Raw genomic sequence first — 20,242 nt, forward strand, 5'->3', positions numbered from 1 at the left:
TTGTTACCGCAACTTTTCAATTCTGCAATAACACTATTCGAAAGGCGGGGGTGGAAAGCCCCCAAGTTCCTGCCAGCGATTAACGATACTGCAGAAAAGGTCGGCGGTTTTTTCCGCGTCGTAAGCCGCGGAGTGCGCTTCTTTACTGTCAAACGGGATGCGAGCCAGTTTACAGGCCTGGGCCAACACTGTGTGGCCATAAGCCAGGCCTGCTAGGGTGGCGGTATCAAACGTCGAAAACGGATGAAACGGGTTGCGCTTGATGTCTGCGCGCATGCTAGCGGCGAATACAAAGTTGTGATCAAACGTGGCGTTATGCCCCACAAGAACCGCACGTTTGCAGTCAAAGGCCTTCATCGCCTTGCGTATCGGACTGAATATTTCACTCAGGCCTTCGCGTTCCGGTACTGCCTCACGCTCTGGGTCCCACGGATCTATGCCGGTAAAGTCCAGCGACGACTGCTCGAAGTTGGCGCCTTCAAAGGGGTCTATCTGCTGCAGGTAAGTTTCGCCACGGTGCAGAAAGCCGTTTTCGTCCATGGTGACCATAACCGCTGCTATTTCTAGCAGCGCGTCTTTGGCGGGGTTGAATCCGGCCGTTTCAACATCTACGACAACAGGAAGAAACCCGCGAAAGCGACGGGACATGGGGTGCGTTTGGCTGTTTTCTTCGGTCACTCAAACTCCAACGATGGCGCTATGTGAAAAGGTAATGTAATGAAGGATTACGCTAGGCGCCAGTAAATGGTTTCACCGGCGTTCAATGGCACGATGCTGCCACCGGCTAGCGGCAGCTCGTCAGGCATGGTCCAGGGCTCGCGTACCAGCGTTATGGTGTCTGTGTTACGCGGTAGGCCATAAAAATCGGCACCGTTAAAACTGGCGAAAGCTTCAAATTTATCCAGCACGCCCAACTCTTCAAATACTTGTGCGTACAGGCTGATAGCGCCAAATGCCGAGTAGCAGCCGGCGCAACCGCACGCCGTCTCTTTACGGTCTTTGGCGTGGGGTGCGGAATCAGTGCCCAGGAAAAATCGTTTGTCGCCGCTGGCCACTGCTTCACGCAGCGCCTGTTGATGGCGATTGCGCTTAAGAATGGGCAGGCAGTACAAGTGAGGCCTTACACCGCCAACCAGCATATGGTTACGATTGTACATCAGATGTTGGGGGGTAATGGTGGCCGCCAGGTTATCGCCTTGGTGCTGACGCACGAAGTCGGCGGAATCTGCGGTGGTGATGTGCTCTAAAACCACTTTTAAGGTGGGAAATGCCGCGAGTGTCGGCGCCAGAGCCCGCTCCAGAAATACTTTTTCACGATCAAAAATGTCGATGTCGGCATCGGTCACTTCGCCGTGTACCAGCAGCAGCATGCCGCAATCGGCCATGGCCTGCAGTGCCGGAAAGATGTTGGCCACATCGGTAACACCGGAATCCGAGTTGGTGGTGGCCCCGGCCGGGTACAATTTGGCAGCGACTACGCCCTGCGCCTTGGCTTGTCGTACGCACTCTGGCGTAGTGGTTTCGGTCAGGTACAAGGTCATCAGTGGTTCAAAATGGCTGTTGCCAGCCGCGTTGCGAATACGCTCGCGGTAGGCCAATGCCTGGTCGGCAGTGGTCACCGGCGGTACCAGATTGGGCATGATAAGGGCGCGACCGAATACCGCAGCAGTCGCGGGTACCACGTCATTCAATATGGCGCCGTCACGTACGTGCAGGTGCCAGTCGTCGGGGCGGGTAATCGTTAGTTGCTGGGTCATGATTGCGAGCCACTCATTAAAAAACCGATGCGTTTTAAAAACGTGAAAGATGCAAAAGGTGAAAAAAGATGCACTGCGCGAAAGATACGCGGCGGCGCCGAAAAATTCGCAGAAGTATAACAGAAGGTTGTGCGGTTTGTTTTACTGAACGGGTCGCGATGGCAACAGCCGCATCATAAAAATGGACGGTGACCTAAAGATGCAAAGCGACTGGCCGATACCTAAGGAAACCGAGTGTTGAACGGTCACCCAGTGTGGCCATGAAGTCCCCAAAGGTAGTGATCGATGACGTTGCGAATGCAATTGTTGACCCGTTGTTTGCCGGCAGCCTTAATGGCTTGCCCTTTACTGAGCGCGTCTGCGCTGGCAACCAGTTTTGGCGCGGGCATCGAAAATAGCCAGTGGTATTTGTCAGAGTCGGTCTTTGAGTGTGCGCTGGTGCACCAGGTGCCCGGCTATGGTCGCGCAACCTTCCGCCACCGCGCGGGTGAAAGCCTGCTTTTTTCGCTGGAAGCCGACACGCCGCTGATGCGCCCCGGCAGAGGGATGTTGGTGGTCGAAGCGCCAAGCTGGCGCCCGGGCGTTGCGCCGAGACCACTGGGCCTGGTTACGGTTCCGGAAGGCCGCAGTGCGGTCGTATTAAGCGCTGTCCAGAGTATGCAGGTTGCCTATGGCTTGCTGGACGGTCTCTCGCCGACGCTTACCCGGCAGTCCTGGTTCAACACTCAACCGGTGCGGGTGCACGTGTCGAACATCAACTTCGCTTCGCCATTTCAAGGATATCGCGCCTGCGCGGGTAATCTGTTGCCGGCCAATTTTGATCAGTTGCAGGGTTCTCGGATTCTGTTCTCTTCGGCCAGCGTGGCATTGAACGATGCAGACAGGCGCAGCCTCGATAAGGTTGTGGCCTATGTGCTGGCCGATTCGACGGTAACTACGGTATTGGTGGACGGTCATACCGACAGAACGGGAAGCCGGATTGATAACCGGGAGCTGGCAAAGGATCGCGCCGAGGCAGTGGCGGGCTATCTGAAAAGCCAGGGTGTCCCAGAAAGCAAAATTGTTGTGCGCGCCCACGGTGACCAATTTGCTGCGTCAGGCAACCCGGCGCAAGACCGGCGCGTTGTTATTCGAATGGAGCGCGAGGGCGATAGCACAGAATGGCAGCAGGCCAGTGCTACACCTAAGCCTGGTGCTGGTTAATAGAGTGCCGCTTAATGGCGCCGGTTAACAACGGCGCACAAGGCCGGCGCGGATTCACTTTACCGCGTGCAGTACTTCAAGATGGGTGGCCACGCTTTCCGCAAGAGCCTTCAGGTGATACCCACCTTCCAGTGTTGAGATAATCCGGTCATTGGCGTGGTCTTTGGCAACGCTCGCCAGCATCTCGGTTAACCAGCGAAAGTCCTCTGTTTCCAGATTGAACTCGCCCATCGGGTCCAGCTTGTGCGCATCAAATCCTGCGGAAATCAGCACCAGTTGTGGCTTGAAGTTCTGTAGGCGTTTCAGCCAGCCAGCTTCCACGGCGTGACGATAATCCAGTGCTGAGCAATCGGCCGGCAGCGGAATATTAATGATGTTCTCAGCCTGGCGGTGCACATGAGTGTGCGGGTAAAACGGGTGCTGGAAACTTGAACACATAAGAATGCGTTCATCGCCACCGACAATGTCGACGGTGCCGTTGCCCTGGTGAACGTCAAAATCAATAATGGCAACCCGCTCAAGGCGGTGAAAGCTCAGTGCGCGCATGGCCGCCAGGGCCACGTTGTTGTAAAAACAGAAACCCATGGATTTGCTGCGTTCGGCGTGGTGGCCAGGCGGGCGGGCGCACACGAAGGCATTGGTAACCTGGCTGCTCATTACCATATCAACCGCCTGAATGTTGGCGCCGGCCGCCAGGCGCGCAGCGCGCAGGGTATCGGGTGTCATTGCGGTGTCTGGGTCAGTGAACACGCGGCCACGGGTTGGCTGCATCATGTCGAGCTGCTTTAGATAGCTTTCCGGATGAACAATCAGCAGTTGATCGCGGGTAATTTCATCCGGGCGAACGTAGTCAAGATCTTGCGCGAACGCGGTGTCTGCCAGGTAACTCTGAATAGCGGCAATGCGCTCAGGGCGTTCTGGATGCTCTGGGCCCATGTTGTGCTTGCTGCAGTCGTCATGGGAAAAAAAGGCGGTTGTCATAATACGTTGGCTGCCCCGCTGGTATATTGTCTTTTTTTTATGATATCAGGAAAAAATCGGTTGCGGTCTTTCTTTGGTCTAACCTTAATCTTCGTCAAAACTACGCTAATTGACGTTTTACACCCATTTATTAGCGCCTAAGATACACTGATTAATACGACGCTGACCCATAAGGAACCTGCGCTTGAGCACTCGATACCTGGAAAGTCTGTTTAATCCCGAGTCTATTGTGGTGGTGGGTGCTTCTGAGCGGGCTGACAACCTCGGCGGTATGGTTTTGCGCAACCTGTTGGGCGGCGATTATCCTGGCAAACTGCTGGTTCTGAACCCGAGCGATTACGAGAACGTGCACGGCGTGGCCTGCGCAAAAAGTGTTGCCGACATGCCATTTGTCCCGGAATTGGCGATTATTTGTACGCCGCCGAAAACCGTGCCGAAAATGATTCGGCGCTTGGGCAAGGCGGGTGCGCGTACGGCCATTGTGATGACCGGTGGTATGTCGCGCAGCCACAGCAAAACCGGCCGGCCATTGATGTATTCGGTACGCGACGCCGCTCGTGAAAGCGGAATTCGAGTGCTTGGACCCAACACCATCGGGCTGATGGTGCCGGCACGCAAGTTGAACGCCACCTTCGCCCACATGGGGGCCATTCCGGGTCGAGTGGCGTTTGTTGGCCAGTCGGGCACCATTGCCAGCGCGGTGCTGGATTGGGCCTTTGCCCGCGGTGTCGGCTTCTCCTATTTTTTGACTCTGGGCGATGGCATGGACATCGACCACGACGACCTTATCGATTACCTGGCCCAAGACACCCGCACTCGCGCCATTTTACTGCACCTTGAAAACGTGCCTAACCCGCGCCGGTTTATGTCATCGGTGCGGGTAGCGTCGCGCACAAAGCCGGTTATTGCCTTGAAGTCTGGCCGGGTGCCGGAATCGGAGTGGTTCGTTCACGAACTGCCGGCCGGCATCAAACACAGCGACCCTATCTACGATGCCATGCTCAAACGCGCCGGTGTGCTGCGGGTAGACGGCCTGGGGCAGATGTTTGATGCTCTGGAAACACTGACGCGCATGAAGCCCCTGCGCCGCGAATCGCTGGTTATGATAGCCAACGGTGTTGGGCCGGGCGTGCTGGCGGTAGACCGTTTGGCGTATCTGGGTGGGGAGCTCGCCACGTTATCGGAATCGGCCATTGAGGCGTTGGCAGAGCTGTTGCCAACGTATTGGACGCGCCGTAATCCTATCGACCTGGGATACAACGCGTCGCCGGAAGTTTACGCCAAAGTATTGAAAATCTTGTCGAAAGAACCGGAGCTTGCGAACGTGTTAGTGATGTACGCGCCAAGCCTGACCGGCGACAGCCGCGAGATTGCCAACTCGGTGATCCAGGGCATGAAGGGCACACGGCTGAACGTGTTTACCTGCTGGCTGGGCCAGAGCACGGTGATGGATTCCCGCGAGGAGTTCTATCGCGCCGGCGTGCCGTCGTTCTTTAACCCGGAAAAAGCGGTGATGGCGTTCATGCAGCATGTGCGTCATCAGCGGGTGCAGCGCCTGCTGACAGAAACCCCGGAATCGTTTACCGATCATTTGTCAGACCACAGCACAACCCGCCGGGTGATCGTGAACGCGTTGCGTGCCGGGCGTAACCATTTGACCAATGAAGAAGCGCGCAGCGTGCTGAGCGATTATAACGTTCGCGCTATAGACACGATATTTTGTGACGATGTGGATGAGGTACTGGGGGCTTTTTCGGTAGAGCGTCGGCCCATGGATATTACCCTGGTGCATGAGCAGGCCTGCCATCCGTTTCAGTCCCACAGCCCGAATCAGAAGCGCTACAACTGCACCATGCCCAAACTTAACAGTGAGGCAGCCATTATTGATGGCTGTCAGAGCTTGTTGGAGGAATACGGCAAGCATTTCCCAGAAAGCGGTTTTTTGGGTTTTGCGGTGCAGTTCTCCTATCAGCATGTGGGCGGGATTGAGTTCAGCGTGGGCATCACCCGTGATGCGCTGTTCGGCCCCTTGGTCGTGTGCGGCGCTGCGGGCGCCCAGATCAACGTCATGACCGACCGACAGATTGCATTTCCGCCGTTGAATATGGTGCTGGCGCGCGAGCTTTTACGGCGCACCTATATGTACAAGCTCCTGAAGGAGCACAGTCTGAAACCGGAGCACGATATTCGCGCTGTGTCGGAAACGCTGGTGACGCTGTCGCAAATTGTGATCGACATTCCGGAGATTCAAGGGCTGGAAATTTCGCCGTTGTTGTTTAACGACGAAGGCGCGGTGGCCGTTAATGTGGCAATCAACCTGTCTGACGAGCCGGGTAAACCGATCATTCAGCCTTATCCGCGGGAGCTTGAGGAGTGGATAGTGCTGCCAAGGTCTGGCCGCCGAGTGATTATTCGGCCGGTACTTGCAGAAGACGAGCCTGCCCACCGGGCGTTTCACGAACTGCAGTCACCGGAGTCTATTCGCTATCGGTTCTTCCAGTATCGCAAGCACTTCTCCCGCGAAGACGTGGCGCAGATGGTGCAGATCGACTACGACCGCGAGATGGTGTTCATTGCCAATGCGGCCCGCGAAGACGGCGAAGGCGAAGAAACCCTGGGCACCGTGCGCACCTGGACCGACGCAGATAACTTGCGTTGCGAGTTTGCGGTGATGGTACACGACAAAATGAAGGGCGAAGGTTTGGGCAAGACGCTGATGGGGAAAATGATCGACTACTGCCGGGCCCGTGGTACCTCGGAAATGGTGGGGGATGTACTGCCAGACAATCGGCCCATGCTGAACCTGGCCGAGCATCTGGGCTTCCACATCAAGTTCAATCAGGATGAGGAGGTGATGGACCTGAGCTTGGTATTGAACGAACCGGAAAAAGACTGGCAGAGGGAAAGATTAAACAAGGGCGGCCACTGATCTTCAAATCATGCCGCCCGCTATGGGGTTACTGGCTGACCGGGGCAGGGCGGTCTTCGCCATCTATTAAAGCCGAGCGGTCTTCGCCGCCCAGAGCTTCGAGTAGCCCCGGAATAAGCTTTGCGAGTTCCAGTGTCATCAAGCTAAAACTGGCGTCGAATTTCGCAAGGGCGTCGTCAGCGTCAACGTTTTCCAGTTGTTCCTGAAGAGTTTCACCGAACTTGAGGCGACGGATGCCCAGCTCTTCGTCGAGCACAAACGACACGTTGTCGTCCCAGGTAATGGCCAGCTTGGTGACTTGCATGCCGGCTTGAAGATGGTTTTGAATTTCATCCGCCTGCAAGTTCATACCTTTGCAGCGCACAACGCCGCCGTCTTCCGCTGGGTCTTTTAGTTCGCATTCATCGCCCAGCTCAACTTGTGCCGGTAAATCAATGGATTCGTCCAGCCAGCCAGTAAAGGTGAAGATGGGCGCCTGTTCCACGGCGGGTGGCCGTACCGGCAATGAGCCGATGCTTTTGCGCAGCGCCGATGCGATTTCTTCGGCCTGTTTGGCCGAACCTGCATCTACCACCATCACGCCATCTTTCGGCGCCAGATAGGCAAAACTGCGACGGTTTTTGGAAAACGCCTGAGGCAGCATTTCCAGCATGATTTGCTCTTTTAGCTCGTCTTTTTCCTTGCGGCGTACTTTTCGGCCCTGATCGATCTCAATGGCTTCGGCGCGCTCTTCCATCAGTTCCTTAATCACCGAACCGGGCAAAATTTTGTCTTCCCGGCGCAATGCAATCAGATGATAGCCATTGGCGCTGTGCACCAGTGTCTCGCCGTGTTTGCCCAGTGGCGCTACCCAACCTTGGCGTGTGGTTTCTTGAGGTCCGCAGGGCTTGAACGTGTCTGCCTGGAGCTTTTCTTCCAGTTCATCCGTGGTGATATCGAAGGGTTTGGTAAAACGAAAAACACGGGCATTGCGAAACCACATACTGGAAGCATCCTTGAGTCAAAAACAGATCGTGCACGGGTAGAAAATAAGAAGTAGACGCTGAACTGTAAAACGTTCAACTGTAATAGATAGCGCTGTTAGATCTGGATGACTTCAACCAGCACGGTTTTGATGACAAAACCCAGTACGCCCGCACCCATGATAGTAAACATCATAAAGGTGCCGAATTTCCCCGCTTTGGATTTTTTGGCCAGATCCCAGACAATAAACCCCATCCAGATCACAAGACCAGTCAGCAGAACGGCCATGGAAATTTGTGAGAATACTGCTTCGTTCATAAACAGACTCCTTAGAAGTTTAAAATCAGCAATAGAAAATTGTGCTCCGGCTGGAAATACGCCAAGCAAGGAATATTCGGGCTTTAGCTACCAAGGCGTAACGTCAGGCCTTGGTTTGCTCCTCGCGCAGGAAGATCCAGTTGTTGGCATCAGACTGCTCGGGGCTGAAGTAGTAGCCGTCAAGGTCGAATTTTTTCAGGTCTTCGGCCTTGGTAATACCATTCTGTATGGCGTAGCGGCACATCAGTCCGCGGGCCTTTTTGGCATAAAAGCTGATGATTTTATATTGGCCGTTTTTCTGATCTTTAAAATTAGGGGTGATCAGCCGTCCTTCAAGGTCTTTCTTGTGCACCGCTTTGAAATATTCGTTAGACGCCAGATTCACCAGTACGCCGTCGTCGTCATCTAGCAGGCGATTGACCTCTTGAGTGATGGTGTCGCCCCAAAACGCATACAAGTCTTTACCGTGCTGGTTTTCAAATTTTGTGCCCATTTCCAGGCGGTAAGGCTGCATCAGGTCGAGCGGTTTGAGCACCCCGTAAAGGCCGGACAGCATGCGCAGGTGCTTCTGCGCGAACTGAAATTCGCTGTTACTAAAGCTTTCGGCATCCAGCCCGGTGTAAACATCGCCCTTGAACGCAAGAATTGCCTGGCGTGCATTGCTGGGCGTGAACGGTGTGCTCCAGTCGCTGAAGCGTTCGGCGTTCAGCTGCCCCAGCTTGTCGCTAATGCTCATTAGGTTGCTGACCTGGTGCGGCTCCAGCTCTTTGAGCTGGTCAATCAGCTCCCGTGCTGGTTCTAGAAAGTCCGGCTGGGTATGGTGTTCGGTTGCCAGCGGGCTATTGTAATCCAGAGTTTTCGCAGGGGAAATGACCATCAGCATGTCAGGCAAACCTCATTGTAAAAAGCTAAGAAGCTGGTCTTGGGTAAATGGCCAGCTTAGTTCATTGCCGGTGTCAGTGCGGCGTAAAACCGGTATGCGAGTGCCGTAGCGGGCAACCAATTGCTCTGATTGGGCAATGTCCACCACGTTCACGGGTATTGGCTGTGGCGTGGGGGTGTTGGCCAGTAGCGCCTCTGCAAGCTCACACAAGTGGCACTGGGCGGTGGTGTAGAACAACAGCTCCATTATTTTGGCTGGGCGTCTAGTTGCTGGCCGTTAATCCCTGCGCTGTCGCGGCCCATCAGGTACAGGTAGATGGGCATCAATTCTTCCGGTGCCGGGTTTTGCTGGGGGTTTTCCGCCGGGTACGCGTGGGCTCGCATGTTGGTGCGGGTAGCACCCGGGTTCAGGGTGTTAACGCGAATGTTATTCCGCTCGTCATCAAGCTCATCGGCCAGTAACTGGCTCAACCCTTCTACCGCAAATTTCGATACTGCATAGGCACCCCAGTAAGCCCGCGCGGAACGCCCTACGCTAGACGAGGTAAAGATCAACGATGCATCACCGGATTTGCGCAGCAACGGTATCATCGCACGGCTTAGCAGGAACGGCGCCGTGCTGTTAACCTGCATCACCTTGGCCCACTTTTCCGGGTCAGACAGTTCCACCGGACTACGATCGCCCAAAATAGCGGCGTTGTGCAGCAGGCCATCAAGTTTGCCGAAATTGTCTTCCAGTGTCATCGCCAGTTCTTCGTAGTCTTTCATGGCGGCGCCATCAAAGTTCATGGGAACGATGGCGGGCTTTGGATAACCGGCGTTTTCAATTTCGTCGTACACAGATTCCAGTTTAGACACGGTGCGGCCGACAAGTATCACCGTTGCGCCGTGGGCGGCGTAGGCAATAGCCGCTGTGCGGCCAATACCACTGCCTGCGCCGGTGACCATAATAATGCGATCTTTCAGTAGGTCGGCGGGGGCCTGGTAATTCTGCATGACCTGTCTCCATTTAGGGTAAAAATGCACGACAAAACCCGACAGGTTGCTGGCCCGCCGGTATTGGTAAGTGGTGGGAACTATTGTAACAGCTTTGCGAGTTCGCTGACGCTATCGACGGTATAGTGAGAACCCCATAGATCCGCCTCTTCAGGCTTTTCGATATAACCGTAACGCACGGCGATGGTGGTCATGCCGGCGTTGTTACCGGCGTCTATGTCGCGCTGGTGATCGCCTACGTAAATGGCTGTTTGCGGCTCTACATTCACTTCTGTGCAGGCCAGAAACATGGGTTCCGGGTGAGGTTTGCGCTGACTGACGTGGTCTGGGCAAATCAAGGTGCCACAGCGCTCCGCCAGGCCCAGGGCCGCCAACACGGGCGCAGCAAAACGCACCGGTTTGTTGGTCACTATGCCCCACGGAATAGCACGCTGCTCTAAATTGCGCAGCAAGCTGTCCATACCTTCGAACAGGCAGGTGTCTATGGTCATGCCCTGCTCGTAAAGGTCTAGAAATTCGGTGTGTTTCTGTTGGTAGCCGTCATCGTCCGGCTCCAGCCCAAATCCCACACGGACCATGCCGCGGGCGCCGTTCGACACCATGCAGCGAATATGCGGTACCGGCAACTCGTTAAGGCCGTAGGTAATGCGCATGCGGTTCAAAACACGGACAAAGTCCGGCGCGGTGTCAATCAAGGTGCCGTCAAGATCAAACAGGACCGCTGAGGGAGTCAGTTCAGGCTTCACGGCTATCCTTTGCATGCATCATATAATTGACATCGACATTGCGCCCAAGCTTGTACACCTTGGTCAGCAGATTGTAGGTCATTCCAGTCAGTTCACGAATATCCAGGCCGGCAGTGCGCAGGTGGTCTGACATTTCTGACGGGCGAATGAATTTTTTCCATTCGTGGGTGCCTTTGGGCAGTAGGCTCAACACGTATTCAGCCCCAACAATGGCAAACAGAAACGATTTCGGGTTGCGGTTGATGGTGGACACAAACAGATGGCCGCCGGGCTTTAGCAGGCTGGCGCAAGCGCGAATGACCGAGCACGGGTCTGGCACGTGCTCAAGCATTTCGAGACAGGTAACAACGTCGTATTGGCCTGCGTGCTTTGAGTCGCGGGCCAGTTCTTCCACGGTAATTTTCTGATAGTCGACTTGAACACCGCTTTCCAGCCCGTGCAGGCGTGCCACGCTCAGCGGCGCTTCGCCCATATCGATACCGGTCACGTGGGCGCCACGGCGGGCCATGCCTTCTGATAGCAAGCCGCCGCCGCAGCCGATGTCGATGACTTTTTTACCAGGCAGAGGCACGCGTTCATCGATGTAGTTCAGGCGCAGCGGGTTAATGTCGTGCAGGGGTTTGAATTCGCTGCTGGGGTCCCACCAGCGGCTGGCCAGAGCTTCAAATTTGGCGATTTCGCTACGATCCACATTACGCTTCACGTTGGAATCTGACGAGTGATTTGAAGAGTGATCTGACGAGTAATCTGAAGGGTTATCTGAATTACGACCTGAATTACGACCTGAATTAGGAGTAGTCATGTTTGCCTGCCTGGTGATGCGATTTGGATACAGTTATATAAAGCTCGTCGCGTGGCCTTTTTAGTCGGCCTGATAACGGCCAATGCGTTCGGCCCAGTCTGCCACACGCAGCATAAGGTCGGGCACATCAATGCGTGTTAGTTCGCCATTTTGTACCTGAGGCACTCCGTTGATCCAGCTGTGGCTGACAGCGCGACCGTGCAGGCTATAAACCAGGTGCGAAGCAGGGTTGTATACTGGCTGTAAAAACGGGTCGCTGAGATCAACGGCGATGATATCAGCGCACTTGCCGGCTTCCAGCGAGCCTAGGTCAAGTTCCCGGCCCAGGGCTTTTGCGCCCTGCAAAGTGGCCATGCGCAGTGCCTGATGGGCAGAAAGTGCGGCAGGGTCACCAGCCAGATGTTTGGCCATCATTGCTGCGGTACGAAGCTCTCCGAACAGGTCAAGGTCGTTATTGCTGGCGGCGCCGTCGGTGCCTATGGCGACATTAACACCGGCCTTGCTCAGGCGCTGCACGGGGCATTGGCCGCTGGCCAGTTTCATATTGGATTCCGGGCAGTGAACAACGTGGGCGCCGCTGTGCAACAGGTGCTCAAGGTCGCTGTCATCAACTTGGGTCATGTGTACGCATTGGGTGTTTGGCCCCAGAACGCCCAGCTGCGCCATTCGGCTGACAGGGCGCTGGCCTGAGTGCTGCTCGGCGTTTTGCACTTCCAGTGCGGTTTCGTGCAGATGGATCTGCAATCTCACGCCGGTCTTTTTCTGCAGCGCGACGGCGCTGGCCAGAGTGTCATCGTTAGCGGTGTAGGGCGCATGGGGGCCTATGGCGGGCATAATGAATTCATCGCCCTGCCAGGCGTTGATCAACTGCTCGCCCTTGCGCAGGTATTCTTCCGGGCCACTGCCCCAGCAGGTGGGAAAATCTAACAGCGGAAAGCAGATTTGCGCCCGCATGCCGGCATCAGCGGCACATTGGGCGGCAATTTCCGGGAAAAAATACATATCGGAAAATGTGGTGGTGCCGGTGCGGAGCATCTCCGCCATGGCCAACTGAGTGCCATCGGCAATAAACTGTTCGCACACGAATTCGCCTTCTAATGGCCAGATGTGGTCGTTCAGCCAAGTCATTAGCGGTATATCGTCAGCTACGCCGCGGAAAAGCGACATGGCGGCATGGCCGTGCAAATTGATCAGTCCTGGCATCAGCACATGATGTGGTAAATTCAGAGTTTCGCGAGTGCGATAATGAGTGTCGGCCTCGGCTTGGGGCAATACGGCAACAATATGACCGCCTTGCACAATTACCGCGTGGTTATGCCAAACCAGATCCGCAGGTTCGATGGGAATCACCCAGCGGGCGTTGATACGGGTATCCGCCGCTATAATAGTCTCTGCCGTCATGGATCAGCCTTTTGGGCGGGGCGCAGGTAACGGGGCGCGCCGGCAATAGGTATCAGCGCCGCGGCGGCAGCGATGTTGAATCCCACATCAGCCGCCACGGCGCATACGTTCGGTTAGAACCCGGTTAGAGCTCGGTTGACGCCTGTGTAGTTTGTGCTTTAGCCGTCAGGGGCGAGCCCATAGCCGGCAGCGCGGCCGTTCGACGGTCCAGTTCAAGCATGTCCGCCATAATTTGGCCGCCTTCGCGGATAACGAAATCCGTTTCTTCATCATTGGAGTTCAGGTCGGCCGCCTGCAGGTCCTGCCAGTCGTCCAGTTCTTCCATGGTGTCGAATGGTGTTTCATTCAGCAGTTCACGGCGGGCGTTGGCGATGGTCAGCCGGGTGCGTTCGATTTGTTTATACTGCTGCTGGCGTTCGTCCATATTCAGGCTGACGGAGTTCTGCTGGCGTTGCTGTTTCAGAAAGTCGATTTCCTGTTGTAGCAAGCTGAATTCGGGGCTGGCTTCAAAGCGCTTATCGTGGCGCAGGCGCAGCTCGTCAATTATATTGCTGAAGTCAAAATACTGGGTGTGGTCAACAGGATCAATTTGGTCCCAGGGCAGGGCGTGGTCCAGCGCATCTTCCCCAATAAGGCTATTATCGATGCGCGACGGAATTTCGATGTCGGGCATAACGCCTTTGTGCTGCGTTGAGCCGCCGGAAACCCGGTAGAATTTAGACTGAGTGATTTTCAACTGGCCGTGATTCAGTGGCCGAACGGCTTGTACTGTGCCTTTGCCGAAGGTTTGTGAGCCCACTACCAGGCCGCGGCCATAATCCTGAATAGCGCCCGCAAAAATTTCAGACGCGGATGCGCTCATTCGGTTTACCAGCACCACCAACGGCCCTTTGAAGGCAACCTCTGGGTCTTCATCGTTCAGAATCTGCACGTCGTTATTGGCGTTGCGAATTTGCACGGTTGGGCCGCTGTCTATAAATAATCCCACCAGGTCGTTGGCTTCGTGCAGGGCACCACCGCCGTTGTTGCGCAGATCAATGACCAATCCTTCAACACCTTCAGCCTCAAGTTCTTCAAGCAGCCTGCGAACATCGCGGGTGGTGCTTTTATAGTTGCGATCGCCAGCCTGCATGGCCTGGAAGTCGGCGTAGAAGGTGGGAATGGTAATGGCGCCGATCTTATAGGTTTCACCGTTGCGATCGAACTCTATCACTTTTTTGCTGGCACTTTGTTCTTCCAGCTTGACCTGATCGCGCTTAATAGCGATGGCTTTCGTGATGGTCTCATCGGCCGCGCTAGACGGAATGACTTCCAGTGTAACTATGGAGTTGCGCGGCCCGCGGATCAGATCGACCACTTCATCCAGGCGCCAGCCGATCACGTTGACCGGCGTTTCGCCCTCTTGGGTGACCGATACAATCCGGTCTGCGGGTTGTAGTTGTCCTTGCTCGAACGCCGGGCCGCCGGGAACCAGTCGCACCACTTTGGTGTATTCGTTGTCGCCTTGCAGCACGGCACCGATGCCTTCCAGCGAAAGGCTCATATTAATATTGAAGTTTTCAGAGGTGCGTGGTGAAAAATACGATGTGTGTGGGTCCCACATACCGGCAAAGGCGTTCATGTAGGCCTGAAACGCATCTTCGCTACGAGCTTGGTAAGCGCGTTTGAGCTGGCCTTGGTAACGCTGCCGCAACGTGTCTGTTATGGCGTCGTCGTCGCTGCCGTTAAGGCGTTGGGCGAGCACAGCGTTTTTGATACGTTTGGTCCACAGTTCGTCTAGCCTGGCGCTATCGGCTATCCAGTCGCTGTCAGAGCGATCTAGCAAAATGCTGTCGTTACTGCTGAAGTCCAGAGTGCCAACACCTTGGTCTAGTAAGTTCAAAGCAAAGTGCAACCGCTCAATGATCCGTTTCTGCACCAGATTGTAAATATCGAATCCTGGCTGCAACTTACCGGTGCGCAGGGCCGAACCCAAGTGATCTCGAATACCGGCGAAACCGTCCAGGTCGTCTTGGGTCAGGTAGACCTTCTGGCCGTCCAGATATTTCAGATACGTGTCGAAGATGTCGCCAGACAAATCATCACTAACCCGCAAGTCGCGAAAATGAGTGAACTGCAGTTGCCTTGCAATCAGTATGTTGGCTCGTGCCTGATCGATGGTGGGCGCAACCGGCTGATAGCTTTGGAATGACTCGCTGCTGGCGACGGCCCCAAAAGACACGGAAAGCGAAATCGCGAGCGCCAACGCTCTTACGGGCTTGCTGCGGGCTACGCGCTGTGAACACAGTCTTTCCACGATGGACATAGAACCTACCTGACCGAGTTAAATGCTGGTGGTCGTGGCTAAAGTGTTCAACCAGCGACCCGTTTAATGATTGTAGGCAAGCGCTACACGCCTGGCTATAGATGCACCGTTACGCCAGGTGACAATCTATTCATCACTATTACGGCGCAAAGGTGTATGCGGATGATTATGTCTGCTTGCGCAGGAACCTTAAACCAAGCTTTCAAGCGCATTCACCATGCGTTGTTCGAGCTCTTTGGAGGCCGCGGCGGAGGCCGGAGCCAGGCACCATAACGCCACCAGTTTTTCGGCATCGGTGATTGGACTGGCCGATTGTTCGGCAGCGCCAATGCTCTGTGCCAGGCGCTGCACCTGAATCTCCATGCGCTTACGCTGGTCTGCCGCGGGTGACGGCTGGTCGGCAAGTATTTCGGTACGAATAGCCAGTTCCTGAAAATCGATGGGCTGATCGAGCTGATTAAACTTTGTCCATTCCAAGGGGACGTCGGTTCTATCGATAGGGGCCTGGCCGCGGGCCTGAATGCATCCGGTCCATTGTTGCAGACGAGCGACGAGTTCCTGCCGCTGTTTGGCCGTGTGCAAGCGCTGGCGCACATCGTTGTAGCGGTCGCGGGTGCTGGTAGACAGCGCCTGTGGGTTGTAGGTGGCCAGTTCGGCCCAGATGGCGTTGAGTTCATCGCTGTTTGTGCATGCACTCAGTACCTGGTCGCCGCGTTCCAGAATGCTGGTCACTTGCTCATCGGCCGCCACAACGGCTTGCTTTTGGCGACTATTTTCTTGTTCACGACGGGCAAAAATGGCGTCGCAAGCTTGGCGAAATGCCTGCCAGAGTTTGCGGTCTTCGCGATGACGGGTAATCCCGATAGCCTGCCAATGGCCTTGTAGCTCTTTGGCCTGCACCATGGCGTCGGCCAGGGGTTCGGCGCTCATTAGCTCTTCGGCGCTGGCAACAATGGCCTGCTTCAGAGCTTCATTGCGCTGGCGCTCGTCGTTCAGTTTGGCATCCAGCTGTTTCAGTAATTCGTCGAGCTGTTTTTGTAACGGACGATTGTCGCGGAACTCTACCGGCCATGCGGCCTTCCATTCCTGGCGTGCAGTTTGATGAATACGTTCGGCCGCTTTCCAGTCAATACTAAGCCAGTCGGCCTGAGTCACAAATTCCTGCAGTTGCTGGCAGATCAGTCGGCGTGTGGCCAGGTTGGCGTGCTTTAGATCGGATTTTGCGGCGAAGTACGCTTTGCATGGTTCGTAGGCGGCATCGGATGCCTGCCTGAAGCGGGCCCACAGCAACCGGTCAGAGGAACCGCCCAAGCTTTTCCATTCTTCTTGCAGCTCTTTGATGTGAGCCGCCTTGGCTTCTGGATCAATAGGTTGCTCTGCCAGATGTTCCATTTGTTCGCACAGTGCGATCTGCTTGGGTGTGGTGGCAAAGCCCTGCCAGTCGCTGAGTTCATTACACTGGCCTTGTAGCAATTGCATGCGCGCAACAAATGGCTTCTGGTGTCGGGAATCGAGTTTTTTGGTAATTTGCTGGGCGTTTTTCAGCAGCTGCTTGGCGGGCTTCAGCTGTTTGTTCTCCAGGGCGCAATCAAGCTCCGTGAGGAGCCTGTCCAGGTCTGCTGACAGGCTGTTCTGCCGTGCCAGGTCTGGCTGTTCGACCGGTTCTGCTTTCTTGTGCTGTTTAGCCAGTGTCTGTAGCACAATGACGGGCTCGGGCCGCGGAAACATCGTTGGCCAGTCCAGTATGGCGAGCAGGGCTTTGGCCTGCTCTGCTGTCTCGATGCCAAGTTCTGCATCATCTTTGGTTTCGCCGCCTGGGGCTGCGCTGGTCGCCAGCTTGACAATTTGTTCTTGCACCGGAATAAGTCGTTCGTGTGCTTCTACATAGGCGCGCAGAGCGGCGCTGGCGGTGTTGTAACGGCTTTGTTCCGGCGCGCTTACGTCGGTATTTTCACTGGCTTCAAGCCAGCGGTTGTGTTGGGTTTTCAGCAGCGCGTCCAGAGCTGTCAGGGTGGGCGGCTCGCGGGTGTCGTCGGTTTCTAATTGGGTCAGCGTTTCGCCCAGTAGCATCAAGGTTTGCGTGCGCTGGTCGAGTTTTTCATGCTGTTGCTGTTCTTTCAGCTGCTTTTGCTGCACTTGGCGAATGCGCTCACGGCATTGGTGGGTGGCGCTCAGAAATTCGGTGATTTGCTCGTTACTGGCGCCAGTCTCTACACTTTTCCACTGCTTGAGCAGCGTGTCCAGGCGTGGCTCGTACAGGGTGGTGTCTTCACTGCGGGCTTGGTCCTGCGCTTGTTGAATCAGCTGCTGTCGTTTTTCTTCCAGTTCATTCTGTGCGGCTTGAACGTCGCGCAGCTGTTGAAGTGTTTGGCGGACTATCTGGAAAACCCCCTTGTCCCGGCCTTTGGCCTGGCGGATAACGTCATGCAGCAACGCTTCGTCGCGCAGGCCAATGGCGGCACGACTGCGAACTTCAGCGGTTAACCCGCCAATGGCCAGTTCCGCCAGTTTTGTTTGCGCTGGCATACCTTGTACGGCCTCCAGCTGTTTCGCAATTCGGGCGCCGCGATCTTCTTTTGCGGATTTGGCAGCTTCCGCCTGCTGTGGTTGTTTGCTGACCGCCCGTGCGGGTGTTCTCAACTGTGTTGTGCGGAATTTGAACAATCTGCGAAGAAATGCGGCCATGGGTGTTTTCCTTAAAGTATCTTTCTGGTTGATACCAGTCTGCGGTGTCGGGCAAAGTGTGCCGCTACCGTTCTTCAGCACCCGTTTTAGGTTGGCGCTGGACGCTTGGATTTCTTGGTACGAAGCTACCGGCGTATAGAACGCGAGCGCTAGTCTAGCGTTTTGTGAAGCGATGCGGAAAGAGATGTGATGGCAAAATCTGAAAATGATCAGGATGACGATTATAAAGCCCGTTCTGTGGCGCTGCGCTTACTGGCCCGGCGTGAACACAGCCGGCTTGAACTTACTCATAAATTGTTGCAGCGCCAATTGCCAAAAGCGGTCATTGAAACGGTGCTGGATGACTACCAAGAGCAGGATTGGCTGAGCGATGAACGCTTTGCCGAAGCCTACGCGCGGCAGCGTATTGAGGCGGGTTACGGTGTGCTGCGCATAATGGGTGAATTGAGCCAGCGTGGCGTGTCTGAAAATGCTGAGACTCTGCAGGCAATGAGCTCGCAGGATTGGTGTGACCAGGCCGCACGACTGCGCCGTAAGCGCTTCGGGTTATTAGATTTGCGAGGGCAGTTGGAAGAACGCTTGCGCCAGATGCGTTTTCTTCATCGCCGCGGATTTACCCAGGAACAGATTAATGCTGCGCTGGATGCGGTAGACCCGGCATAGAGGCTAAAGGCACTGGGCTCCAAAAGATCACAGCGTAGGTGGTACGTCTGTCAATTGCTCAGGTAAGGCGGCCTGAATTTCGGGTGCGGCCATAAGCACCTCGCCGTCGTTGCCAGGCTGTGTTAGCGGGTCATCGGCCAGCAGTGTATCGGGTGTTGCGGCGGGTTCAGTCATGCGCACCAGCACATCGTAGTAGCGGCGGATATTCTGTACATATATCACTGGCTCGTGGCCGCGGGCATAACCAAACTTCGTTTGGCTGTACCATTCTTTTTGCGTCAGCAGTGGCAGAAACTCTTTTACATCCAGCCAGCGGTCCGGATTCCTTCCTGCCTGTTCGGTTAGTATGCGTGCGTCTTCCAGGTGGCCAAATCCAACGTTGTAAGAAGCCAGAGCAAACCAGGTGCGGTCGGGCTCCTCAATACGGTCGGGAATCTGGTCATGCACAATATTTAAATACTTGGCGCCGCCGCGAATACTCTGCTCGGCGCTGAGGCGATTTTTGACGCCCACGTATTTTGCCGTTGAGCGGGTAAGCATCATCAGTCCGCGGACACCGGTGGGCGAGGTTGCCCGAGGTCGCCAGTGGGATTCTTGGTAACCAATGGCCGCCAGAAGCCTCCAGTCCATGGCAAATTGCTCTGCATAAGAGCGAAACAGACTTTCATATTTCGGCAGGCGTTTTTCGGTGTGGCGCACAAATGTTAACGCGCCAACGTAGTTCAGCCGGTCCAGATGACCGTAAAAACGCTCGGTGATCTGCTCCATGGTGCCGTCTTCGGCAAGCATTCCAAAGAATTGCTCTACAGCATCAATCAATGACCGATCCTGCATTGCAGGAAACAGCCAGGCCAGTTCGCGCGGCGGCCCCAGCGGTATTGCTTCTTTTACATCAGGAAAAAACACGTGGTTCAGCGCCAGCTCGTTGGATGACACCACCGCGTAAGGCAACTCACCGCTCTCGACCCGTGCCAGCAAACCGGCGGCATCCAGGCCCGGGTGAACCTGCCAGGACAGTTGAGGGACATCGATTCGCGCCTCTTCCAGTTGCGGCTCGTGATTGCTGTCGGCCACTATATGCAATGGTTTGTCTGCTAAATCGGCAAGAGCTTCGGGCTTGGAAGAGTCGCGGTGATACACCACCACTGACTCTACTTCTATACCGGTTGCCAGTGCCCGCATCTGACCCTGGAACTGTTTTTGCCCTGACAGTCCCGCTAACCCTATGTGGGCAAAGTCTTGGGCCAGCACAGATAGAATTTCTGTGTTGTCTTCGGCAACGCGAATCCGGAGCTCTACGCCCAGGTGTTCTGCGAACAGCTGCACCAGTTCGTAGTCATAGCCGGTGGGGCCGTCGCGACCTTTGTAATAAATTGAGGGGGCAACTCGGGTAATGACATGCAGCACACCTTCGGCTTTGATCTGCTGCAGGGTTGTTGGCCGTGAGCAGGCACTCAAAGCCAAAGTAAACGCCAGCAGTGCTACCATGGCTGAGCACCTGCGGACCCGCTCGGGCAACGATAACGCTCGCCGGGAAGCGAGCTGCAACTGGGTGTTTGCCGGCAAAAGCCTTATCTCCGTCGGGTTTTAGGCGGGTGTATGGTCAATTTC

General features: G+C 55.4%; 17 protein-coding genes. 3 read left to right on the plus strand and 14 right to left on the minus strand.

Features of this window, described 5'->3' with window-relative positions:
- Positions 1-33: 33 nt before the first annotated feature.
- Together rnt and pyrC are read right to left on the minus strand one after the other, a co-directional pair.
- Positions 34-678, minus strand: a complete 645-nt coding sequence (gene rnt / locus MIH19_RS07780) for a ribonuclease T (RefSeq protein ID WP_018403821.1) — start codon at positions 676-678, stop codon at positions 34-36.
- A gap of 47 nt (positions 679-725) precedes the next feature.
- A complete protein-coding gene (gene pyrC, locus MIH19_RS07785) occupies positions 726-1,757 on the minus strand; it encodes a dihydroorotase (RefSeq protein ID WP_249008321.1) in 1,032 nt (343 codons plus the stop codon).
- Positions 1,758-2,042: 285 nt separating this feature from the next.
- On the opposite strand from pyrC, the gene MIH19_RS07790 reads away from it, so the two are divergent.
- The gene (locus tag MIH19_RS07790; protein ID WP_249008322.1) at positions 2,043-2,960 is read left to right on the plus strand and encodes an OmpA family protein; all 918 of its coding nucleotides are present in this window, start codon (positions 2,043-2,045) and stop codon (positions 2,958-2,960) included.
- A 54-nt stretch (positions 2,961-3,014) separates the two neighbouring features.
- On the opposite strand, the gene MIH19_RS07795 is transcribed toward MIH19_RS07790, so the two are convergent.
- Positions 3,015-3,941 (minus strand): histone deacetylase family protein, encoded by a 927-nt coding sequence (locus tag MIH19_RS07795; protein ID WP_249008323.1) that lies wholly within the window; start codon positions 3,939-3,941, stop codon positions 3,015-3,017.
- A 184-nt stretch (positions 3,942-4,125) separates the two neighbouring features.
- Here MIH19_RS07795 and MIH19_RS07800 point away from each other — a divergent pair, with 184 nt between their 5' ends.
- Positions 4,126-6,870, plus strand: a complete 2,745-nt coding sequence (locus tag MIH19_RS07800; RefSeq protein WP_249008324.1) for a GNAT family N-acetyltransferase — start codon at positions 4,126-4,128, stop codon at positions 6,868-6,870.
- Between the two features lie 28 nt (positions 6,871-6,898).
- Here MIH19_RS07800 and rdgC read toward each other — a convergent pair whose 3' ends face one another.
- From rdgC to MIH19_RS07850, 10 genes are all read right to left on the minus strand, one after another.
- On the minus strand, positions 6,899-7,852 hold the full coding sequence (gene rdgC, locus MIH19_RS07805) for a recombination-associated protein RdgC (RefSeq protein ID WP_249008325.1): 954 nt from the start codon (positions 7,850-7,852) through the stop codon (positions 6,899-6,901).
- 98 nt (positions 7,853-7,950) lie between these two features.
- Complete coding sequence (locus MIH19_RS07810; protein ID WP_007349671.1) at positions 7,951-8,151, minus strand: DUF2788 domain-containing protein; 201 nt, start codon at positions 8,149-8,151, stop codon at positions 7,951-7,953.
- A 103-nt stretch (positions 8,152-8,254) separates the two neighbouring features.
- Positions 8,255-9,034, minus strand: coding sequence for a peroxide stress protein YaaA (yaaA, locus tag MIH19_RS07815; protein WP_249008326.1), 780 nt, complete (start codon positions 9,032-9,034; stop codon positions 8,255-8,257).
- A 12-nt stretch (positions 9,035-9,046) separates the two neighbouring features.
- The gene (locus tag MIH19_RS07820; RefSeq protein WP_249008327.1) at positions 9,047-9,280 is read right to left on the minus strand and encodes a glutaredoxin family protein; all 234 of its coding nucleotides are present in this window, start codon (positions 9,278-9,280) and stop codon (positions 9,047-9,049) included.
- On the minus strand, positions 9,280-10,029 hold the full coding sequence (locus tag MIH19_RS07825) for a YciK family oxidoreductase (protein ID WP_249008328.1): 750 nt from the start codon (positions 10,027-10,029) through the stop codon (positions 9,280-9,282). Before MIH19_RS07825 ends, MIH19_RS07820 begins: the two co-directional genes overlap by 1 nt.
- Positions 10,030-10,109: 80 nt before the next feature.
- Positions 10,110-10,775, minus strand: a complete 666-nt coding sequence (locus MIH19_RS07830) for an HAD-IA family hydrolase (RefSeq protein WP_249008329.1) — start codon at positions 10,773-10,775, stop codon at positions 10,110-10,112.
- Positions 10,765-11,577, minus strand: a complete 813-nt coding sequence (gene ubiG, locus MIH19_RS07835; RefSeq protein WP_249008330.1) for a bifunctional 2-polyprenyl-6-hydroxyphenol methylase/3-demethylubiquinol 3-O-methyltransferase UbiG — start codon at positions 11,575-11,577, stop codon at positions 10,765-10,767. Before ubiG ends, MIH19_RS07830 begins: the two co-directional genes overlap by 11 nt.
- Positions 11,578-11,637: 60 nt before the next feature.
- Positions 11,638-12,978 carry a TRZ/ATZ family hydrolase gene (locus MIH19_RS07840; RefSeq protein WP_249008331.1) on the minus strand — a complete coding sequence of 447 codons (1,341 nt, stop codon included), beginning with the start codon at positions 12,976-12,978 and terminating at the stop codon, positions 11,638-11,640.
- Between the two features lie 124 nt (positions 12,979-13,102).
- Positions 13,103-15,283, minus strand: a complete 2,181-nt coding sequence (locus MIH19_RS07845) for a carboxy terminal-processing peptidase (protein ID WP_249008332.1) — start codon at positions 15,281-15,283, stop codon at positions 13,103-13,105.
- Positions 15,284-15,472: 189 nt separating this feature from the next.
- Positions 15,473-17,968 carry a DUF349 domain-containing protein gene (locus MIH19_RS07850; RefSeq protein WP_249008333.1) on the minus strand — a complete coding sequence of 832 codons (2,496 nt, stop codon included), beginning with the start codon at positions 17,966-17,968 and terminating at the stop codon, positions 15,473-15,475.
- 189 nt (positions 17,969-18,157) lie between these two features.
- Between MIH19_RS07850 and MIH19_RS07855 the strand changes: the two genes are divergently transcribed.
- Positions 18,158-18,631 (plus strand): regulatory protein RecX, encoded by a 474-nt coding sequence (locus tag MIH19_RS07855; protein WP_249008334.1) that lies wholly within the window; start codon positions 18,158-18,160, stop codon positions 18,629-18,631.
- Between the two features lie 27 nt (positions 18,632-18,658).
- Here MIH19_RS07855 and mltF read toward each other — a convergent pair whose 3' ends face one another.
- Positions 18,659-20,119, minus strand: coding sequence for a membrane-bound lytic murein transglycosylase MltF (mltF, locus tag MIH19_RS07860; protein WP_249008335.1), 1,461 nt, complete (start codon positions 20,117-20,119; stop codon positions 18,659-18,661).
- Between the last annotated feature and the right edge of the window lie 123 nt (positions 20,120-20,242).

Source organism: Marinobacter sp. M1C (assembly GCF_023314135.1).
GTDB lineage: Bacteria > Pseudomonadota > Gammaproteobacteria > Pseudomonadales > Oleiphilaceae > Marinobacter.

Excerpts from the sequence above, each read along its gene's own strand:
- MIH19_RS07820 (WP_249008327.1), bottom strand. The coding sequence starts at position 9,280 with ATGGAGCTGTTGTTCTACACCACCGCCCAGTGCCACTTGTGTGAGCTT.
- yaaA (WP_249008326.1), bottom strand. The coding sequence starts at position 9,034 with ATGCTGATGGTCATTTCCCCTGCGAAAACTCTGGATTACAATAGCCCG.
- MIH19_RS07855 (WP_249008334.1), top strand. The coding sequence starts at position 18,158 with ATGGCAAAATCTGAAAATGATCAGGATGACGATTATAAAGCCCGTTCT.
- MIH19_RS07825 (WP_249008328.1), bottom strand. The coding sequence starts at position 10,029 with ATGCAGAATTACCAGGCCCCCGCCGACCTACTGAAAGATCGCATTATT.
- mltF (WP_249008335.1), bottom strand. The coding sequence starts at position 20,119 with ATGGTAGCACTGCTGGCGTTTACTTTGGCTTTGAGTGCCTGCTCACGG.
- MIH19_RS07845 (WP_249008332.1), bottom strand. The coding sequence starts at position 15,283 with ATGTCCATCGTGGAAAGACTGTGTTCACAGCGCGTAGCCCGCAGCAAG.
- MIH19_RS07790 (WP_249008322.1), top strand. The coding sequence starts at position 2,043 with ATGACGTTGCGAATGCAATTGTTGACCCGTTGTTTGCCGGCAGCCTTA.
- pyrC (WP_249008321.1), bottom strand. The coding sequence starts at position 1,757 with ATGACCCAGCAACTAACGATTACCCGCCCCGACGACTGGCACCTGCAC.
- MIH19_RS07850 (WP_249008333.1), bottom strand. The coding sequence starts at position 17,968 with ATGGCCGCATTTCTTCGCAGATTGTTCAAATTCCGCACAACACAGTTG.
- rdgC (WP_249008325.1), bottom strand. The coding sequence starts at position 7,852 with ATGTGGTTTCGCAATGCCCGTGTTTTTCGTTTTACCAAACCCTTCGAT.
- ubiG (WP_249008330.1), bottom strand. The coding sequence starts at position 11,577 with ATGACTACTCCTAATTCAGGTCGTAATTCAGGTCGTAATTCAGATAAC.
- MIH19_RS07840 (WP_249008331.1), bottom strand. The coding sequence starts at position 12,978 with ATGACGGCAGAGACTATTATAGCGGCGGATACCCGTATCAACGCCCGC.
- MIH19_RS07810 (WP_007349671.1), bottom strand. The coding sequence starts at position 8,151 with ATGAACGAAGCAGTATTCTCACAAATTTCCATGGCCGTTCTGCTGACT.
- MIH19_RS07795 (WP_249008323.1), bottom strand. The coding sequence starts at position 3,941 with ATGACAACCGCCTTTTTTTCCCATGACGACTGCAGCAAGCACAACATG.